14 protein-coding genes and 1 tRNA gene are annotated in these 18366 nt (G+C 58.2%); 7 read left to right on the top strand and 8 right to left on the bottom strand.

The window, feature by feature from the left end; translation table 11 throughout:
- Window positions 1-63 precede the first annotated feature (63 nt).
- From H1B37_RS25815 to H1B37_RS25805, 3 genes are read left to right on the top strand one after another with little or no spacing between them, the layout of a single operon-like run.
- Complete coding sequence (locus H1B37_RS25815; RefSeq protein ID WP_182870162.1) at window positions 64-1509, top strand: FAD-binding oxidoreductase; 1446 nt, start codon at window positions 64-66, stop codon at window positions 1507-1509.
- Window positions 1502-2650: an FAD-binding protein gene (locus H1B37_RS25810; protein WP_182870161.1), complete on the top strand. Its 1149-nt coding sequence runs from the start codon at window positions 1502-1504 to the stop codon at window positions 2648-2650. The genes H1B37_RS25815 and H1B37_RS25810 overlap by 8 nt, the downstream gene beginning before the upstream one ends.
- Window positions 2651-2652: 2 nt before the next feature.
- Window positions 2653-3915 carry a (Fe-S)-binding protein gene (locus tag H1B37_RS25805; protein WP_182870160.1) on the top strand — a complete coding sequence of 421 codons (1263 nt, stop codon included), beginning with the start codon at window positions 2653-2655 and terminating at the stop codon, window positions 3913-3915.
- A gap of 231 nt (window positions 3916-4146) precedes the next feature.
- Here the strand turns inward: H1B37_RS25805 and H1B37_RS25800 are convergent, their stop codons facing one another.
- Complete coding sequence (locus tag H1B37_RS25800) at window positions 4147-4467, bottom strand: hypothetical protein (protein WP_182870166.1); 321 nt, start codon at window positions 4465-4467, stop codon at window positions 4147-4149.
- Between the two features lie 407 nt (window positions 4468-4874).
- On the opposite strand from H1B37_RS25800, the gene rpsU reads away from it, so the two are divergent.
- Both rpsU and H1B37_RS25790 read left to right on the top strand, forming a co-directional pair.
- A complete protein-coding gene (gene rpsU / locus H1B37_RS25795; protein WP_094417928.1) occupies window positions 4875-5069 on the top strand; it encodes a 30S ribosomal protein S21 in 195 nt (64 codons plus the stop codon).
- A 193-nt stretch (window positions 5070-5262) separates the two neighbouring features.
- A tRNA-Val gene (locus H1B37_RS25790) sits at window positions 5263-5337 on the top strand.
- Window positions 5338-5812: 475 nt separating this feature from the next.
- Here H1B37_RS25790 and H1B37_RS25785 read toward each other — a convergent pair.
- The 3 genes from H1B37_RS25785 to H1B37_RS33445 all read right to left on the bottom strand — a co-directional run bounded on the left by H1B37_RS25785 (window position 5813) and on the right by H1B37_RS33445 (window position 8532).
- Window positions 5813-7408 carry a DNRLRE domain-containing protein gene (locus tag H1B37_RS25785; RefSeq protein WP_182870159.1) on the bottom strand — a complete coding sequence of 532 codons (1596 nt, stop codon included), beginning with the start codon at window positions 7406-7408 and terminating at the stop codon, window positions 5813-5815.
- Window positions 7347-7892: a sigma-70 family RNA polymerase sigma factor gene (locus H1B37_RS25780; protein WP_182870158.1), complete on the bottom strand. Its 546-nt coding sequence runs from the start codon at window positions 7890-7892 to the stop codon at window positions 7347-7349. The genes H1B37_RS25785 and H1B37_RS25780 overlap by 62 nt, the downstream gene beginning before the upstream one ends.
- Window positions 7893-8298: 406 nt before the next feature.
- Window positions 8299-8532 carry a hypothetical protein gene (locus tag H1B37_RS33445; RefSeq protein WP_220498373.1) on the bottom strand — a complete coding sequence of 78 codons (234 nt, stop codon included), beginning with the start codon at window positions 8530-8532 and terminating at the stop codon, window positions 8299-8301.
- On the opposite strand from H1B37_RS33445, the gene H1B37_RS25775 reads away from it, so the two are divergent.
- Window positions 8518-12693 (top strand): sulfatase-like hydrolase/transferase, encoded by a 4176-nt coding sequence (locus H1B37_RS25775; RefSeq protein WP_286178182.1) that lies wholly within the window; start codon window positions 8518-8520, stop codon window positions 12691-12693. The two genes, H1B37_RS33445 and H1B37_RS25775, sit on opposite strands and share 15 nt — an antisense overlap.
- Window positions 12694-12736: 43 nt before the next feature.
- Here H1B37_RS25775 and H1B37_RS25770 read toward each other — a convergent pair whose 3' ends face one another.
- Together H1B37_RS25770 and H1B37_RS34550 are read right to left on the bottom strand one after the other, a co-directional pair.
- Complete coding sequence (locus H1B37_RS25770) at window positions 12737-13732, bottom strand: hypothetical protein (protein WP_182870156.1); 996 nt, start codon at window positions 13730-13732, stop codon at window positions 12737-12739.
- A gap of 22 nt (window positions 13733-13754) precedes the next feature.
- The gene (locus tag H1B37_RS34550; protein ID WP_182870155.1) at window positions 13755-15536 is read right to left on the bottom strand and encodes an SMP-30/gluconolactonase/LRE family protein; all 1782 of its coding nucleotides are present in this window, start codon (window positions 15534-15536) and stop codon (window positions 13755-13757) included.
- A gap of 868 nt (window positions 15537-16404) precedes the next feature.
- Here H1B37_RS34550 and H1B37_RS25760 point away from each other — a divergent pair.
- Window positions 16405-17151: an MIP/aquaporin family protein gene (locus tag H1B37_RS25760; protein WP_182870154.1), complete on the top strand. Its 747-nt coding sequence runs from the start codon at window positions 16405-16407 to the stop codon at window positions 17149-17151.
- Between the two features lie 207 nt (window positions 17152-17358).
- On the opposite strand, the gene H1B37_RS25755 is transcribed toward H1B37_RS25760, so the two are convergent.
- Window positions 17359-17676: a hypothetical protein gene (locus H1B37_RS25755; protein ID WP_182870153.1), complete on the bottom strand. Its 318-nt coding sequence runs from the start codon at window positions 17674-17676 to the stop codon at window positions 17359-17361.
- Between the two features lie 39 nt (window positions 17677-17715).
- Window positions 17716-18309: a hypothetical protein gene (locus H1B37_RS25750; protein ID WP_182870152.1), complete on the bottom strand. Its 594-nt coding sequence runs from the start codon at window positions 18307-18309 to the stop codon at window positions 17716-17718.
- Window positions 18310-18366: the final 57 nt, after the last annotated feature.

The raw sequence follows: 18366 nt of genomic DNA, 5'->3' as shown, positions 1-18366 counted from the left end.
CCAACTCCCAACTCCCAACTCCCAACTCCCAACTCCCAACTCCCAACTCCCAACTCCCAACTCATGCCCCCGACCGCCCTCCAATCACTTCGCGAATTGCTGCCGCCCGGTCGGCTCAGCGAAGACGCTGCGTCGCGGGCGGCGTTCGAGTCTGACGGGCTGACCGCGTTCCGTTGTCGGCCGCTAGGTGTGGTCATTCCGCAGAACGAAACGGAAGTCATCCAAACGGTGCGCTGGTGCCACGAGTACGCAATCCCCTTTGTCGCCCGCGGCAGTGGCACCAGTTTGTCCGGCGGATCGATGCCGGTCGCCGAAGGCATCGTGATCTCGCTGAATCGGTTGCGGAAAATCATCAAGGTCGACCCGGACAACCGCATCGCCGTCGTCCAGCCCGGCGTGATCAACCTGCAGGTCTCCGCCGCGGCGGCACCGCACGGCTTGTACTACGCACCGGACCCGTCCAGCCAAAAGATCTGCACGATCGGTGGGAACATCGCCTTCAATTCCGGCGGCGCCCATTGCCTGAAGTACGGCATGACCAGCAACCACGTGATCGGGTTACGTGCGGTCACCGCCAGCGGCGAAATCGTGTCCTTTGGCGGTCCAAGCGTCGAATCGGTCGGTCCGGACTACACCGGACTGTTCTGCGGCAGCGAAGGTTTGTTCGGGGTGGCGCTGGACATCACCTTACGATTGCTTCCCAAGCCGGAATGTTTTCACACCGTCCTGGTCGGGTACCGGACGTTGCGAGCGGCCGGCGACGCCGTCTCGGCGGTCATCGATTCGGGGCTGTTGCCCGGAGCGATGGAAATCATGGAAGCGCTCGCGATCGAAGCGGCCGAGGCGGCGACGGCGTGCGGGTATCCCAAGGGGGCCGCGGCGGTGCTGATCGTCGAACTCGAGGGCCCGCGTGAAAAAATCGACGCCGAGCGGAAGCAGCTCGAATCGGTCATCGCGGCGACCGAGGCTTTTGAAACCGTGGTCGCGGCCGACGCCCAGCAACGTGACGGAATTTGGGCCGGCCGCAAAAGTGCCTTTTCCGCCGTCGGAAAACTCAGCCCCGATTTTCTGGTCCAAGACGGTGTCGTTCCGCGGAAACGCTTGGGCGAAGCACTCGATGCGATCGAGGCGTTCTCCAAGGACTCCGGGCTGCGTGTGGCCAATGTCTTTCACGCCGGCGACGGCAACCTGCATCCGTTGATCCTATTTGATGATTCGGTCGACGGGGAACTGGAGCGTGCCGAAGCGTTGGCCGGAAAGATCCTGAACCTGTGCGTCCAGATGGGCGGCTCGATCACCGGTGAACATGGCGTCGGGATGGAGAAGCGAGACTTTCTCCCCAAAATGTACGACCCGCCGACGATGGAATTGATGCATCGCCTGCGAGCCGCCTTTGACCCGAAGACGATCGCCAATCCGGGCAAGATGTTTCCCGGCGCCGAAGCCCCCGCATTGGCCGCTCACGGCTTGCATCCGCTGGAAAAGGCCGGGGTGATCAGCCGTGAGTGAATTGCAACCTGCCAGTGCCGGCGGCCAGGAAAGTGGCCTGGTCGAAGTCGATTCGGTCGACGCGTTGCAGGAGTTGATTCGCAGCGGCAATTCGATCGTGGTCGTCGGCAATCGCACCAAACCCGCCCTCTCGGACGTCTCGGAAACGACGCAGCGGATCAGCACCCGGTCGCTGACCGGGATCGTCGAATATGAACCGTCGGAGTTTACGTTCACGGCGCTGGCGGGAACGACGCTGCATGAAATCAACGCAGCTCTGGCGGAAAAAAATCAATACCTGCCGTTCGATCCGATGCTGGTCGAATCCGACGCGACGATTGCCGGGACGCTGGCCGCCGGACTGAGCGGACCGGGGCGTCACCGCTACGGCGGCGTCCGGGACTTTGTGCTCGGTGCCCAGTTCATCGCCGGCGACGGGAATCTGATTCACTCCGGCGGAAAAGTCGTCAAAAACGCGGCCGGCTTTGACATTCCCAAACTGTTGGTCGGCAGTTGTGGCCGCTTGGGAGCGATCACCGCATTGACTTTCAAAGTTTTCCCACGCCCGAGTGAATTTCACAGCTACCAATTGCAATGTGACGACCACCAGGATGCCGCGGCCGTGATCGCCGGCGCCGCGCGTGGGCGATGGGAACTCGATGCGATCGACTATCACTGCCCATCTCGATCGATCTGGATCCGCACGGGCGGTCCGGACGATGTGTGTGACGCGATCATCGCGGACATGGCGCAATCGATCGGCAACCGCAACCTGGCCCCGATGACGAACGAACAATCCGCCCAGTCATGGGCGCCGCTGATGAACCTCTGCTTCGGCGGACCGGATCGACCGGCGATCGTAAAAATCCCGATCGACTTGCAACAGATGCAGCATTTGGCAACCTGGTGTGACGACCGCTCCGATCGCGTTTGTCTGCACACCAGCGTCGCCGGCAGCATCGGATGGCTGGCTGCCGCTGACGGCATGCTGGACGAAGTCGATGCGTTCCTCGCGGAATCGTCGCTGTCCGGCTTGGTGATTCGTGACGACCAAGGGCCATCCGGCCGCTGGACGATCGGCGCCAAACGCGCTGCCGCGATCGATCAAAGAATCAAACACGCGATGGATCCCCCCGGTCGCTTCCCCAGCCTGGGAGGATAAAAATGCGCCACGACATCAACACCTCCCAACACGGGCCGATGGGCGAGACGATGGCGGATGCGGTCAGCACCTGTGTCCATTGCGGATTCTGCTTGTCGGCCTGTCCGACCTATCAAGAGTTGGGGCGAGAGACGGATTCGCCGCGCGGCCGAATCATTTTGATGAAGGAGGTCTTGGAGGGCTCGCTGCCGATCGAGACTGCGGCGCCGCACATCGACGCCTGTCTGGGTTGCTTGGCCTGTGTCCCCGCCTGCCCCTCGGAAGTCCCCTATGGCGATTTGATCAGCCCGTTCAGAGCGATCCAAGAACCACTGCGGAAACGAACACTGGCCGAACGATTCAAACGCACGCTGGCCCAATGGACGCTGCCGTACCCGGCGCGGTTCCGCATGGCGGCACTTTCGGGTCGCTTGGTGAAACCGTTTGCCAAGCTGATGCCGGGCCCGATCCGCGTGATGCTGGAATTGTTGCCCCCGGCGCTGCCCAGATCGATGCCTCTGCGCGAGGTCTATCCGGCGATCGGCAAGCAGCGTGGGCGCGTCGCGCTGCTGGCCGGTTGTGCCCAGACCGTTTTAGATCCGGACATCAACGTCGCGACGATCGAAGTGCTGAACCGAAATGGCGTCGAAGTCGTCGTGCCGAAGTCGCAGGGCTGTTGCGGTGCGTTGTCCTGGCACGTCGGAAACCTGGCCCAGGCGCAGAAGTTCGCGAAACAGAATTTGGACGCGTTTCCCAACGATGTCGATGCGATCGTGACCAACGCCGCCGGCTGCGGCAGCGGACTGCACGAGTACGCATTGATTCTCAAAGGCACCGCGGATGAGTCGCGTGCCGTGGAGTTTACCAAGCGGGTTTGTGACGTCTCGGTCTACTTGAGCCGCCTGGATGGGCTCACGCCGTTTCCCGAATCGCAATCAACGTTGACGGTCGCTTATCACGACGCCTGTCACTTGGCCAATGCACAAGGCGTTCGGGCTCAGCCAAGGCTGTTACTCCAGCAGGTACCGGGGCTGACGTTACTGGAGATCGCCGACGGACATTTGTGTTGTGGTTCGGCCGGGACCTACAACATCGACCAGCCCGAGATCGCCGATTCGTTGGGACGTCAAAAGGCCGACAACATCGTGGCGACCGAAGCGGACGTCGTCGCGATGGGCAACATCGGCTGCCTGACCCAGATCGCCAACCATCTCAAGCGTCGGGATTCATCGATCCGCCCCCGGCACACGATGCAGATCCTGCGTGACGCCTACCAGGCAACATGATCCGCCCGCTGCGTCACTGAATTCGCCAGCGGCCCCCCATCATTCTGCCCCGAATCATTCTGCCATTCTTCCCCCGGTCCTCACCGAGGAAACGAGACACCGGCAACGGGTGGAGTGGTGCGGAGATGATTTAAGGTAGGAAACTTGGCCCAATCGAAACGAGGGTGTATTTCACAATTTTCTTACCCCCGAAATTTTCCTACCAGATTTCCCCGCTGGCTAACCCCACCGCTACGCCCAATCCTCTGCCGACTCGAAATCCTCATCGTCCAGCGCCGACTCGTCATCGGCGGCCTCGTCATCCAGCGTCTCGTCATCCAGCGTCTCGACCGGTTCGCTGAAATGAAATCCGGCGTCTCCGGCCGGTCGGTCAGCGGCGTCGCTGGCGGGATCAGACGACGGCTCCAGTCCTTTCAGGACTTCGGAGAGTTTGGCGTCCAGGTCGTCCAGTTTGTCCAGCACTTCGTCTTGCCGCCGTTCCAATTCTCCCAGCAGACCGCCGGGCTGCGATTCAGTGGGTTCGTCGTCGAAGTGATGTGGAGGAACGGCCATCGGCAGGAGCTTTCGTCGTTGTCGTCGCAAAAGGTGTCGGATCTTGGAACGAAAGTGCCATCGGACAAATCGGGGTGCGAAAGTGCGTGCGACTCCAAACAAACCAGTCAGCTCAACTAGGTAAAGATTGCCGGTTGTCGAAAATCTGCTCAATCCACGTCCCGGCGAGCCGATCGGGCAGAAAACCGCAAAAACCCGAGGAAATCTGGTCAAACCGAAAAGGATGGCCGTTGCGGGAGTGGTATGCCGATCGTTACACTCCCGCGTCTCTCAATTGACCCCTCAAGTGAATTTTGCGGCCCGGCACCACCCGCTGGTGGGCGGCGGCAGGCATCGCGAGGGTGAATTGGGTGTGGTAGCGATTCCAGGTCGAAATCAGAGGTTCCAACGATGCAGATGGAGAAACAATGGTTAAGTTGATGGTCCGTGACAGCGAAACAATCCAAGAGGCAGTCCGAAGGTTCCGCAAATTGGTCGAACGCAGCGGAATTAAAAAAGAAATGCGTCGCCGCGAGCATTACCAAAAACCCAGCGAAATTCGTCGCCGCCAGAAGATCCAGGCCGAGCGACGCAACAAGCGAGCCCGCATGTTGGGTCGCTAGGAATCGACACCGCAGGAAAACTTGTCCATGGGGCGGAATTCTGTCACCGCCAAATGCTTCCGCGTCGATAGTGTCCACGAGCGAATCGAAATCGATGTGGCCCGGTTGTCCGGCCAGCCGCGTCAGCGAGCCCCTCCGCCGCGCCGCTGACGCATCCCAACCAATCCTGCAGGGATGTACACATCAAACGCTCGGGCGTTTAGCTCAGTTGGTTCAGAGCACCTCGTTTACACCGAGGGGGTCGGGGGTTCGAGTCCCTCAACGCCCATTGACCGCCAGTCCGACCCGGTCGCACTTCGCCTTCACCCCGCTTTTTCCCGAGCTTCTCATCGGGTTGACTAGGTGTGACTGAATGGGAATCTTCCTGAATTGGTCCACAAATTGGTCCACACTCGGAATCGGCCTCTGCCGGTGCCGGTTTCTCGGCGGGCTGATCTCTATCGGAGGGGGGTGCCATGGCTGCTGCCCTGCGTCGGTTTTCCGATCTCGCGAACACGTAGAAATCCCAAATCGTCTTGGGGCTGTTTCCGACCCACGCCGCAACGTCTGCCACGTCATGGCCTGCGGCCAGCAGATCCAGAATCGCACTCTTGCGTGTCGATGCCGGAACTCGCTACAGCGAATGACCCAAATGGAGACGGCAAGCGACGTAGATTGCAATCGATCTCGGTCTGAACACCGAACACAAGGCCTGCCCCCCCGCGAAGCAAGGCCGATGATTTTATCGTCCTTCACGCGGGTTTTCATGGATTCGACGCTTGAGTCCCGACCAGTCGTAACGTGGGTGGCAAACCGGACGGGTGCTCCTTGCTCATGAATGCGTGCACCAATCCACCGCCGTCCCAGGATCGCTCTTGCGTCTCGCGGACGACGATCAACGTAATGACTCCATTGGTGTCGGATTCAATGAAATCGCGGAGCCGGGTTCCCGAGACGCTGACGCTCCCGGTTTGAACTCCCTGGCGAACTTCAAATGTTCCCACTGGCACCGTCATCTCAGGCGCTACCGCGGCAGCTCCAGGTTCATTCGCGGGAGCATTTTGCCAGTTGATCGTCTTTTCGCTCCAGTCATCACGTGTCTCGTCAATGAGCCCATAAACTTGAAATGTTGAATCAAGCTGGCCCGATACGTAACCAAGACCGCTCGGGACCAGGTGGAGACGGAGTTCAGCCTGATCCAATTGGAATCCCTTCAACGCTTCAATGTCGAATGCCAGGTAGACCTTTCGATCCCATTGACCACGATGCTCAACGCAGTGTTTTACGAGCAACATCTCTTGTTCTCGATAGCCGCTGGAAAGTCTCCTCCAAATGAAGGCGTCGCGACCGCTCCCCTGGGCGGTGGAGATCAATCGCGATTCCATGTTTTTCAGCGCATCTCTGGGATCGTCTGATCGTGCACCGAACGGCTCGGCATCAGGGTCGGGACGTGCAATCTCCTCATTTCTGACGTGCGCGATTTCATGCTCGACAAGTCTTTGAGCTTCTTTAGACCGCAGGTTCGTGACGTTGACTTCACCGGTTACCACATGAACTTTGGTGTGTCCGTCGTCTTCGACACGTACAGCGAATTCCGTGCCGAGGTCCAGGACTTCCGTCGTGGGCGTCGTCACCGTGAAACCAATTTCGGCGCCCGGAACGTGCGCGAGAAGCTGTCCTGAGTGAACTTCACAATTCGTTAGCGACTGGAGCGTGATGGAAGCGGGAGCCTCCAGCGACAACCGCACGCCATTGTCGAGATCGATCTTGGCAAACCCTTCCAGCAGGTCGAGTCGACCTGGCGCCAGACGCGATCCCACGACCGTTGGAAGTGTGCCCGCCCCCCATTTGCAGCCGCGTGCGCTGCTGATCGATGCGAACGCTTCGCCCTCGGATTTCTCCGGCGATTGAATACCGCTCCAAAGCAGTATCGCCAAGATCGATAGTGCTGTCGCATACGCGACGTGGATCTTCCACCGTCGCGTTGGTGGTAACGTCACCGTCGCCTGTTCGCTACGAGCGTTTCTCTCGTCGAGCAGAGCGTCAAGCATCATTTGCCTCGCGTCATCGGGATTCCCACCGCGGGCAACACCAAAGTCTTCCAGACTTTCTTCCAAGCGCCCAACCATCGCCATGTAGTCTGTATAAAGGCGGCGCAGCTCCTGATCTCGCAACAGTTCTTGCAAACGATCCCATTCCGCATCGGAGATTGTTTGCTCTCGCACCGATTCACACAGTTCCAGAAGCTCGTTTCGGTTTGTCTTATCCATTGCTGCTGCCTGTTCACCAACTTCTACATCAACGAACGTTCTTAAATGAAACGGAATCCTCTGCCGACAACTGGCGTTGAGTGCATTCAAAGAGCGTGCGGTGGATGCGGCGCATCGCTTTGTACATTCCCTCCAGTGGACGCCCGACGGCTTCCGCCACCGCTTTGATCGTAGCCCCCTGTTCGTATCGGCGTTGCAAAAGATCGCGATCGACCACGGACAGTTTTTCAACACATCCCTGCAAGGCCCGCAGTCGAGTATCCGAAACGGCATCGCGCTGTGTGACCTCATCCGCCAATTCGTTGCACATCGACTCGTCGAATACCAATCGTCCTCGTCCATGCCGACGAACCAAACTCAAAACCTCCAGCCGAGCGATGCGAAACGCCCAGGCCGTGAAATCTGTTCCCGGCTCGAACGATTCAAATTTCTGCCACAGCACGACCGAGGTGTTTTGCATCACGTCCTGAGCCTGATCCCGATCCGGGAGCAAAGTCAAAATAAACGTTTGAATTCTCCGCTGGTTGGCGGAGAACAAGCGGACGAATTCTGCTTGCTGCGCTGCATTGTCCATTTTTGAGTTCACTGTGCTGTTGTCACAATTCTTGGCCCACGCCTCGTAGATGGAAACGTGATCCGCAGCGGCTTCTGGAGGGTGATTCTGATGAGACGGATGAGATTTTTCGACGAGAAATTCAAATCCCCAGTTTCGATGCCGCCTTTCGCTATGATCCTGTGGAGGCGCCGTGGAGAAAATTTGTAGAGTTTATCCGCCTTTCGCACTCCAGAGTCGTTATTGTCGCGCCGTTTCCCTTGAGACGAAGAGAGGTAGGAACCAAGGTATCGCTGCCATTGGATCGCTGCCATTGATTCGTCGGTTTGACCACTCCGATGCATGCCCTAGCGACAGGAGTTGTTTTTCCCAAGGATAGTCCAAGCGAGAAAGCGGACGCCTCCCACCAAAGTCGATTGGGACGCAATCAATGCTCAATCCGAGGCAGAAAATGCCAGTTCCAGCTTAACCGTGGAGTGATCGATCCGATCGCGTCTCCCATCTGTCCATTCACATCATTCCTTGCTCGCGCTGCTGAAAAACGATGCTCCGTATTGCAACTTGCCTGCTGATCCTTCTCGGCGCTGTTCATTCCAACGCCCCGAATCAGGCTGTCGCTGACAGCCGCCCAAACATCGTCTTCGTTTTGACTGACGATCATCGGTGGGATAGTTACGGCAGCTCAAGTCACCAACGCATCCGCACCCCGAATCTCGATCGCATCGCTGAGAACGGCACTCGATTTGACAACGCGTTCGTGACGCTGGCGATCTGTTCGCCCAGTCGAGCGGCTTGCCTGACAGGGCGTTACGGCAGCGCAAATGGAGTCACTGCGTTCGGAAAGGTCTCGCTGAATCAGGGTGAAACGACGTTTGCGCATGCGCTGCGCGGAGCGGGCTATGCAATCGGAGTCACGGGCAAATGGCATCTCAAGACGACGCCCCAGCAATGCGGCTTTGACTTTGCATCAACCTGCTGGTCCAACGGGCCCTGGTACAACCGCAAATTCACGATCGACGGCGTCACCGAGAGCATGCCGGGTTTTGTTGACGACGTGGCAGCCGATGAATCGATACGCTTCATTCGGGAGTCGACCTCAGCGGGAAAGCCGTTCGTATTGTGGATGTGCACCCAGGTGCCCCACATGGACCACAACCACACGTGGCCCGCGGAACAGGAGTACCTCGATCGTCACCGTGTCGATGCGATGCCCTTGCCGGAGACATGGGATGACGATCTTGACGGCAAGCCTGACTATTTGCAGTCGGCACGCAACCGTACCCAGGCGTTGAAATACGGTTACGACGATCCAGAAAAAATCCGCAGCCACATCCGTGACTACCGTGCCAGCGTCGAACAAATGGATGCGGCGGTCGGTCGCGTGCTCGATGAACTCCAACGCGGTGCGCGGAGCGAGAACACGTGGATCATCTTCATGGGCGACAACGGATGGCTGCTGGGCGAACACGGATTGACCAGCAAGGTCTTGGCGTACGAAGAATCGATGCGAGTCCCGATGGCCATTGCAGGTCCATCGACCGTGCCGCAAGTATCCGATCGAATTGTATTGAACATCGATCTGACGGCGACCATCTACGAGCTGGCTGGCTTGGACGTTCCAGCCGAAGTTCACGGACGCAGTCTGCTGCCGATCGTCACCGGGAAGCAATTGGACGATTGGCGAACGAGTTTTCTGTACGAAGCACCGACACCGCAGCTTGGCAGCCAACCGTTGTGGGCCGTGCGCGAGCAGCGTTGGAAGTACATCGAAACACGGGTCGATGACGAGTCGACGTTTGAAGAGCTCTACGATCTGTCGTCTGATGCGATCGAGAGGAACAACGTCGCTGGAAACGCCGAGAACTCCGCAGTGTTAAAGCGTCTCAAGCATGAGCTCGCTAAAGAAAAGCGACGCATCCGCAAGGAGGCTCGCCGGTCGACCGAACAATCCTTCACCACCGCCTCGGATTCCTCGAAGAAACCGCCCCAAAAACAAGACGATGTTTCTGACACCCCGCCCCAGACGCCTCGAACGGATCTTCACATCAGCGGTGTGTACCCGCACCTGACCACCTATGGCGTCTACAGCCAGAACGGCGGCCACTACAAAGAAGGCCACAACGAATGTGGAATCGGAGCCATCGTTCCGTGGGCCGGAAAACTGTGGATGGTCAACTACGCCCCACACAAGCCGCGAGGAAGCGAGCACAAACTGTACTCGATCGATCTTGATCTCACCCAGCCAATGAACGTCCATCCCGAAAGCGTTGGTGGTACTCCGGCAGGGCGGATGATCCACGAAGAATCAAAGCAACTGTTGATCGGTCACCACCTAGTCGATCGCAACGGAAATGTACGGACGATTCAGCCGGCGGATATGCCGATCCGTGTCACGGCGATCGCGCGTCACCTGAGCGATCCGAAAAACATGGTCTATTACATCGACATGGAAGGTTCGATTTGGGAAGCCAACGTACACACGCTGCAGGTGAAGCGGCTGTTCAAGAAGCCTGTTCCCGGTTGGCATGGCAAGGGCGGCTACACATCGCAAGGTCGACTGGTGATTTCCAACAACGGCGAACTACACGTCGGCGACTACAACGATGTCCTGGTCGGCGGCGAAGCAAAGACGCCGGAAGAACGGGGCGTGTTGGCTGAATTTGATGGCACGAACTGGCGGATCGTCGAACGCCGTCAATTCACCGAAGTCACCGGCCCCAAGGGAATCACCGGCGGCAGCGACGGCAACGATCCGATCTGGACGATGGGCTGGGACCGCCGCAGCGTTCGTTTGAAGGTCCTGGATCACGGGACATGGCACACCTACTTGCTACCCAAGGCTGCCTACTGCAACGACGCCCAGCACGGTTGGTACACCGAATGGCCTCGCATTCGCGAAATCACCGACGGCCGCTGGATGATGGACATGCACGGGATGTTCTTTGATTTCCCCAAAACATTCTCCAGTGCAAACTCGGCGGGCATCCGACCGATCGGCAGCCATTTGCGGTATGTGCCGGACTTCTGTGACTGGAACGGCAAGCTGGTTCTGGCGACCGATGAGACCAGCATCCAAGGCAATCCGCTGGCCGGACAACCGCAAAGTAATCTCTGGTTTGGCACCTACGACGATCTTAAACAGTGGGGGCCGGCCAGCGGATATGGCGGACCATGGATCGAAGACGAAGTGAAAGCCGACACGCCGTCGGATCCGTTCTTGATCGCCGGTTTCGATCAGCGCATTTTGCACCTTGCGGTCGGCCCAATCACAGCCGTCAGCGAATCGATCCTGCGAACCACCGATCGACTGCCGATCACCGACCTGCCCGAATCGCTCGCTCACATGCCACGCGTCACCGTTCCTCGCGGCAACTGGCGCGAGCCCGCGGACGGTTTTGAGTTTGTTCTCACCAAGCCTGCGACCGTTTACCTGGCCGTTGACGGTCGCGGCCAAGCGAGCTTGCCGTCCGATTGGAAGCCGACTGAACTGTCGTTGACGTGGGCCAAACAGGTGCGTGACCGAATTTATGTCCGGGACTTCCCGGCTGGAAAGGTTTCCGTTCCAGGCAATGCAGACGAACATTCCAAAGGGGCGTTCGGTGCTCCGCATCTCGCCTTTGTGGACATCCAGGACGACGCCGCCGATTCGCTGTCATCGGTGGGCAGAGCATCGGTCGAGATTCCGATCAAACAGGATGCCGAGGCTTCAGCAACCGAGGATCCCGTTCGAGTCAAGCTGCAGGTCGACCGCCAAGGCGACAACTCTTGGACCGATTTGGAAACGATCGAGTTGGCGGGGGGCGAGTCGATTGCGAAAGTGCTCCCGAGCGACTTGGATGCGGAGTGGTTGCGACTGCTCACCGATCGTGACTGTGTGGCAACCGCCATCCTGCACCAAACCACCAGCCGGTTCGTCGATGGCGAAACGCCAGCGAACAAGACGCTCTTCGCCGGGCTTGCCGACGTCGACGAAGACGCTTTGGCCGGCATCGTCTACCCGGCCAAACGCAATCGAAATCTGCGAGTCATCACCGGGGACGGCCGAAATTTCGATTTCACCAAGGCCGACTTTACTTTCCAGTCGGACAAGCCGGATGCAAAACTTGCCAAGCTGCTGCATGTCGAACCAGAGTTCTCGGTCGACGAAGCATCCGTCATTTTGAATCACAACGGAAAGCGGCGGCGACTGCCCAAAGGCGACGCGGCCTACGATCAGCCGTTCGCGTCGGGCTGGCCGCGGGCATCGCGAGAAGTCCAATCCGAACGTCATCTTGCCAACATCCACGGCACGTTCTACGAAGTACCGCTGATCACCAATGGTGCGCCGCCGGCGTGGAATCTGATGCGTCCCGTGTCGAGCCATTCAAAACAGATCACGGACTTTTGCTCTTGGAACGGGCTGCTTGCTCTTTGCGGGGTCCGCGCGGACGCCACCACCGACGGTCATGTCTTTCGGGACGACAAGCAGCGTGTCGGTCTGTGGTTCGGTGCCATCGATGATCTCTGGAAACTCGGCAAACCAGTCGGCCGGGGCGGTCCGTGGCTGCAGACGCTCGTCAAACCCGGCGTCCCATCGGATGCCTATCTGATGAAGGGTTACGATCAAAAGACCGTTTCCATGGCCCACGGCAACGCGAAGCCGATCCGCATCACGCTTCAAATCGATCTGGATGGAAACGACCGCTGGGTGGACTACCAAAGCTTCAGCGTTCCCGCCGGCGAAACGTTGCGGCATCAATTCCCGACGGCGTTTTCAGCCTGCTGGATACGAGCCGTTTGCGATAGCGAGACCTCTGCAACGGTCCAATTCGATTACCGATAACGCTCCATTGCTGAATTGGAGCAAGCAAAAGTCCTGGTTCGCATCAGTTCCGGTCTGCTGGATCGTTTCCCTTGTTCCCGCCGCCGACGATTCGCTGTCTCATGCTTTTTCGGTCGATGCATTGCCATCCGCAGAATCGCAGCCAGCTGAGACAGATCCACATGGTTGCGCAAATCAACAACGCGCCGTACAGTGACGTCGCACTGATCCACAATAGCTGGACTGTTAAGACATCCAATCCGAACTCCATCACGGCGAAGAAACTGTTCAGGACAAAGGCCGCGGCGAAGGCGAAGATAAGGCTGGTGACCGTCGCGGTGCGACTGCGAGATCCCTTGCGAAGGAAAGCAATTTGGGTGCAGATGATCGCGATCGCCGCCATGAATCCGATGCCGCCGAACAGGTAAATTCCCTCCAGATACTCGAGGAAGCCGCTCGACATCAAAACAGCGCAGCCGACCGCGGCGATCCCCGTCAACTCAATCATTGAACGGATTCCCGTTTGCGGCAATGTGGTTGCATCGGATCGAGCGTGCGACAACGTCCACCGACTCCACAGTTGCGTCGTCAATGCGACCGTGGCGACCGCCATCAAACAGGTGAACATCACCGCGGAAAACGAAGGGACGAAATCATGGGGCAACCCGTTTTCGACCAGGCTGAGAGCAACGCCAAATCCAACGCATCCGGGCAATACGGCTGCAGTCGCCATCGCAAACCGCAAGATGATCGATCCATACCAAAACATCGGCGTGAGGACAGCGAATGTAAAACCAACCAACGGCGGAAGTAAGATGGACTGCACGATCACCATCATCCAGGGATAAATGGGTCGGTTGATGTCTAGCACGTTCAACAGATGGATTTCCACCGGGACCGCGATCCCCAGCATGAGTGTGATCGCTGCGAGACCGACGATCCCCGCAATCAAACTTTGATGGTCGGGTTCAATCGGTTGGTACTCAAAACACGAACGACGTTGACGCTCGATCGATTCGACAGTCTGATTCTCAGCGTTCTCAGGATTCTCAGCGTTCATCGGACGTCCATATGTGACCGGCTCAGAATGTTTGGCCGGGGGTGGTGGTACGGATGCTCCACAACGTGCCTCCTGCCGTCACGAACAGCGTTTTTCCGTCCGCGCCGCCGAACGAACAATTCGTCGTTTCGTCACGGGGGATCGCGATGAATTCCAGCAAGTCGCCTGCCGGGGAAAACACATAGATCCCAGCCGTGGGCGGATCCGCGGTTTCATAGGGCAGGTTCGGACGATTCAACCCGGCGGCGACATACAGCCTTCCCGCGGTGTCGAGTTTCAAGCCATCCGGACCCCGCGTCGTTCCCCAGTCATAAATCAGCCTCTGCGTCGCGGCGTCAATGCTGCCGTCGGGGTTCAGATTAAATCGCCACAACTTGCGCGCCCCACCGCGAGTGTTGTTATTGTTGTCCGCGACATACAAGAATCGATTGTCCGCCGTGATTGCAATGCCATTGGGGCGGTCAACTTCGTGCGTGATGATGCGGGCAATCGTGCCATCAGGGTCCACGCGATAAACCCCTTCCACCTGACGGCCAGACCCATCACGCATCTCGATGGAGGAGCGATCGCCGTAGCGGGGGTCGGTAAAATAGATGCGTCCCTTTGCATCAATGGCCAGATCGTTCGGGGTGTTGAATTTCATCTTCCGGTAATGGTCTGCCAGCACCTGCAGCGTACCATCCTGACGCTGTCGCACCAGACGTCGCCGAGCCGACTGGCAGATAACCAAATCTCCCTGTTTGTCGAATCGCAATCCATTGGATCCCGCGTCGCGCAACCACACACTTTGCTCCCCCGCTGGCGTGCGTCGATTGATGTTGCCTTCGCCGCTGGTCAGCAACCCCAGCTTGGGATGCCACGCCGGACCTTCACCGGCTCCTGTTTCCTGCAACAGTTTCGGCTTTGATGTGAATACCGATTTTCGTGCAGTGGCGTCTTGCAGCCGAATGGTTGCGGTCACCGGAAGATGATCGGAAAGCATTTCCGTGCAGGGATCACGCAGGATCGCGACCGATTCCACCTGATCGCGCAATGACGGGGAGACAAAGATGTAATCCAGGCGGCGATCGGTCCCGTGATCCTGGTCGCTCACCAGCTTGCTGGGAAAGGTCCCGACAAAGGGAAGCCGAGGAGATCGGCGCGAGGCAATCAGATCCGTGTAACCCTGTTCCAGAATTGCCTGGATTCCACCGTAATCGATTCTTCCATCATTCAGATTGCGGGCCGCGGGGTTTTTCTGATCGAGACGCTTGAAGAAGGAAACCAGCAGTGGATCGGAGTCATACTGCGACTTGTCGGCTGGGGAAAAGCCATTGAAATCGCCGGCAAGGACGACCTTCGGATTCTCTTCGGCAAGCGATTCCACATCTTGCTTCAACAGTGCCGCTTCATCGATTCGCCACCGGAAATTGGAGGGATGGAAATGGATCACGTAAAACCAGATGCCCTGAATTCGACATCGCAGCAGGCCATGGTGGAATCCTTGGCGAATTCGTTTTACATCATGGATCGGATATCGGGATGTGATCCCGGTGGAGAATCCGCCTTCCTTCAGCAGTACGGAATGCCGGTGCCCCCATGATTCGGCATCTGCCAGCAGTTTTTCCTCGGTGTAGGTGTTCAGTTCCTGCAGTGAAACGACATCCGGCGTCTGGGCCTTCATCCAGCGTTTCCAGTCGGCATACCGGGGTTCAGGCTTCTTCGTGAACCCATACCACACATTGTGCGTGATGATCCGCAGCTTTTCCGGACTCGATTCGTCAGTCGACCAAGCGGAGACGGGGACGCAGACAAGCAGGGTCATTAGGATCGAACGCAGCATTGGATCTCTTGCGCGGGACAGAAAGGAACGCCGGTAAGCTCGAGTAGTCTTGATCCGACCGGCCTGTCAAGGAACAAACGTGTGTGAATCAGCGGTCCGCGCCGCCGCCAAAGGATCATCGTTTGGATCCTTTCTGGCGTGTGCGGTGTCCGTATAGGTTCGGTGGTCGCGACACCGCTGTCAATTCCGCAGGTTCCCTGGCTGCAGCGATTGTCTTGATCGCCGGTGTCATGGATGGCGATACAACTCGGATCGGAATCAGCGAGCGGGGAGGCCGAAACGTCGCTCGAAGTGTGCTCGTCGAAGTCATCGACTACACGCTTGTTCTCTCCGCACCCTCCATCCCGCTGAGGCGTTTTCACATGATTCGTGCTCAATCGCTGCTCTTCCTACTCGTGCTGTACTCGGACCATGGCTTTTTTCTCGGTGAGAAGTAACGCTGGGCGAAGCAATCACTAGGGGAGCAAGCCACTCGCGTTCCTTTCATTATCAGTGTCCCGGGGATTGATCAATTCAAGCCATGCACACGCACCGTTCAATTGTTGTCGATCTATCCGACGCTGATCGAATTGTGTGGCTTGCCGCCCAGAGAGGATCTGGAAGGAGTCAGCTTGAAGCCGTTGCTGACGAACCCGGCCGCAGAATGGCCGAACGTGGCGAAGGAGGGACCAACGGAACGGCACGGTATCCGATCTGCCCGCGGGAAATCTTACCGTCGACCGACATCGGCTGAATCAAGTCGCTACACTTTGGCGTCGTGAGATGAAGCAGCGTTCACTTGCCGCAACGTCAGGTTGCCACTCCCCCGCCCCCCAACTCTTGTTGGCTCATTCCCAGCCCCGATTCATTTATGTCCGCATTTACCGCAGAAGTCATCGGTACGATGATGCTGATTTTGTTTGGCAACGGCGTCGTTGCGAACGTTGTTCTCGAGCGTACCAAGGGCAACAGCGCCGGTTGGCTGACCATCAGCGCCGGATGGGGAATCGCGGTGTTTATCGGGGCGTTTTGTGCCAACGAATTCAGCGGTGCACACATCAATCCGGCGGTGTCGATCGCGATGTTCGCCGCGGGGCGGCTTTCGATGGTTTCGATGATCTCCTACATCATCGCTCAGATGATCGGCGCGATGATCGGTGCGGTGCTGGTTTATCTGTTCTATCGCCAGCATTTCGCTGCGACGCGTGATCCGGATGCCATGCTCGCTTGCTTTGCCACCGCGCCGGCGATCCGCAACAACCTGCAAGCGTTTTTTTGCGAAGTGGTCGGAACGTTCGCCTTGGTACTGCCGATTTTCTTGATGGTCACGCCCAGTTTGATCCAGGGCGAGGTACCGGTTGACACCGATCCGCGACTCGGACTCGGCTCACTCGGCTACTTGCCGGTCGCGTTGCTTGTGTTTGGCATCGGCATGTCGTTGGGGGGAACGACCGGTTATGCGATCAATCCCGCGCGCGATCTCGGTCCACGAATTGTCCATGCGTTGCTGCCCATCACGCACAAACGCGATAGCGACTGGAGGTACGCGTGGGTACCGGTGGCCGGCCCCATCGTTGGCGGATCCTTGGCGGCAATCGTCTATCACGTTTTAAACTGATCGAGCAGGGTTACGGGGCAAAATCCAACGGGCCAGTCAAACCAAACGGGGCAGGCTCAGTACCAAGCACCAGCTCACACGTTTGTTTCGCTGGCCGACCAAACTCCCACACGATGCACTGGCACGCCCACCAATTGGCGGGGGGAGAGTTCTGTGGTGTCGTCAGCAGGCAGCAAATCGTTTAAATACCCCCGTCCCTTTTGGGGCTTAGAAGGCGAGGACGCCGACGATCATTGATGCCAAGTTCGTTGCGAGAGCCAGCCCCATCGACCGTTTCACGGCGATTCCGCCGACCGACCGATACCCGATCGACTCGACAGCGATGACAGCCAGTTCGACCGGAAGGAGCGGAAGAGAAAGCCCAAAGTGGGAGAGCGTCGCGAGAGGGTGTGTCACCGAGTTGATGCAAACACACGACATGAGGATCGGTGACTCGCGGAGTTTCGGCACGATTCGGCGGGCCACTGCGACAATTGCCAGCTCAATTCCGATCGTCAGCGCCAGTGTGACAAGGTACAACGCCATCGTCTCGATCAAGCTCTTCAGTGGTTGACGTCTGGTGGTCTACGTTGCCGTCGGATCGGCCGTCGCGACTTTCCTTGCGCGTCGCGTTTGGCGCCAAACCAAATAACAGCCAATCACCCCACCGGCCGAGATGAGCAGCATGGGAAGGACGATCTTGGAGACCGACGCCGGCTCGCCATTTGAATCGAGTTCGGCGTGATCGACCAGTTCGACTTGAATCGCGTCGTCCGCAACCGCGACCAACTTGCACGTCGAACGCAGCGAGTCGATCGGGCTGAGGATCGGAACCGAAGTCGTCGATGAAACCGGAACGTCGCATGAAGGAAAGGGCAGTGGTTGCCCCGGGTTCACCTCGGCGGGCGGCACAAAGTCCCTGGGCACCACGTACAGTCGCGTTCCGTACTTGGAGGAAAACCGAAACGGACGCCGCGGTTGGATCTCTTCATGTCCTCCGAACCCACGCACCGGCATCGCGATCAGTCGGTGTGAATGAAGCAGCGGTGAGTCGACAAACACCAGCGTGTGCGAGACCGCTTTGTGGCCCGGCGGAATCAAATCCGCCCGCAAGGGTGCGGTCCCCGTCATCAACAAGACGAGCCCAACGAGCCAAAGCCTACTGGATGTCAATCGCATGATCAGCCTTCCTTTCAGCCCCCATTGAATTCCTAGGGGAACCAACGATTCCCATTG

The organism is Stieleria mannarensis, from assembly GCF_014154935.1.
GTDB lineage: Bacteria > Planctomycetota > Planctomycetia > Pirellulales > Pirellulaceae > Stieleria > Stieleria mannarensis.
The sequence above is the reverse complement of the archived record's forward strand: the minus strand, read 5'-3'. Positions and strand labels throughout refer to the sequence as shown.

Excerpts from the sequence above, each read along its gene's own strand:
- H1B37_RS25815 (WP_182870162.1), top strand. The coding sequence starts at position 64 with ATGCCCCCGACCGCCCTCCAATCACTTCGCGAATTGCTGCCGCCCGGT.
- H1B37_RS25805 (WP_182870160.1), top strand. The coding sequence starts at position 2,653 with ATGCGCCACGACATCAACACCTCCCAACACGGGCCGATGGGCGAGACG.
- H1B37_RS25800 (WP_182870166.1), bottom strand. The coding sequence starts at position 4,467 with ATGGCCGTTCCTCCACATCACTTCGACGACGAACCCACTGAATCGCAG.
- rpsU (WP_094417928.1), top strand. The coding sequence starts at position 4,875 with ATGGTTAAGTTGATGGTCCGTGACAGCGAAACAATCCAAGAGGCAGTC.
- H1B37_RS25780 (WP_182870158.1), bottom strand. The coding sequence starts at position 7,892 with ATGGACAATGCAGCGCAGCAAGCAGAATTCGTCCGCTTGTTCTCCGCC.
- H1B37_RS33445 (WP_220498373.1), bottom strand. The coding sequence starts at position 8,532 with ATGATCGTCAGTCAAAACGAAGACGATGTTTGGGCGGCTGTCAGCGAC.
- H1B37_RS25770 (WP_182870156.1), bottom strand. The coding sequence starts at position 13,732 with ATGAACGCTGAGAATCCTGAGAACGCTGAGAATCAGACTGTCGAATCG.
- H1B37_RS34550 (WP_182870155.1), bottom strand. The coding sequence starts at position 15,536 with ATGACCCTGCTTGTCTGCGTCCCCGTCTCCGCTTGGTCGACTGACGAA.
- H1B37_RS25760 (WP_182870154.1), top strand. The coding sequence starts at position 16,405 with ATGTCCGCATTTACCGCAGAAGTCATCGGTACGATGATGCTGATTTTG.
- H1B37_RS25755 (WP_182870153.1), bottom strand. The coding sequence starts at position 17,676 with ATGGCGTTGTACCTTGTCACACTGGCGCTGACGATCGGAATTGAGCTG.
- H1B37_RS25750 (WP_182870152.1), bottom strand. The coding sequence starts at position 18,309 with ATGCGATTGACATCCAGTAGGCTTTGGCTCGTTGGGCTCGTCTTGTTG.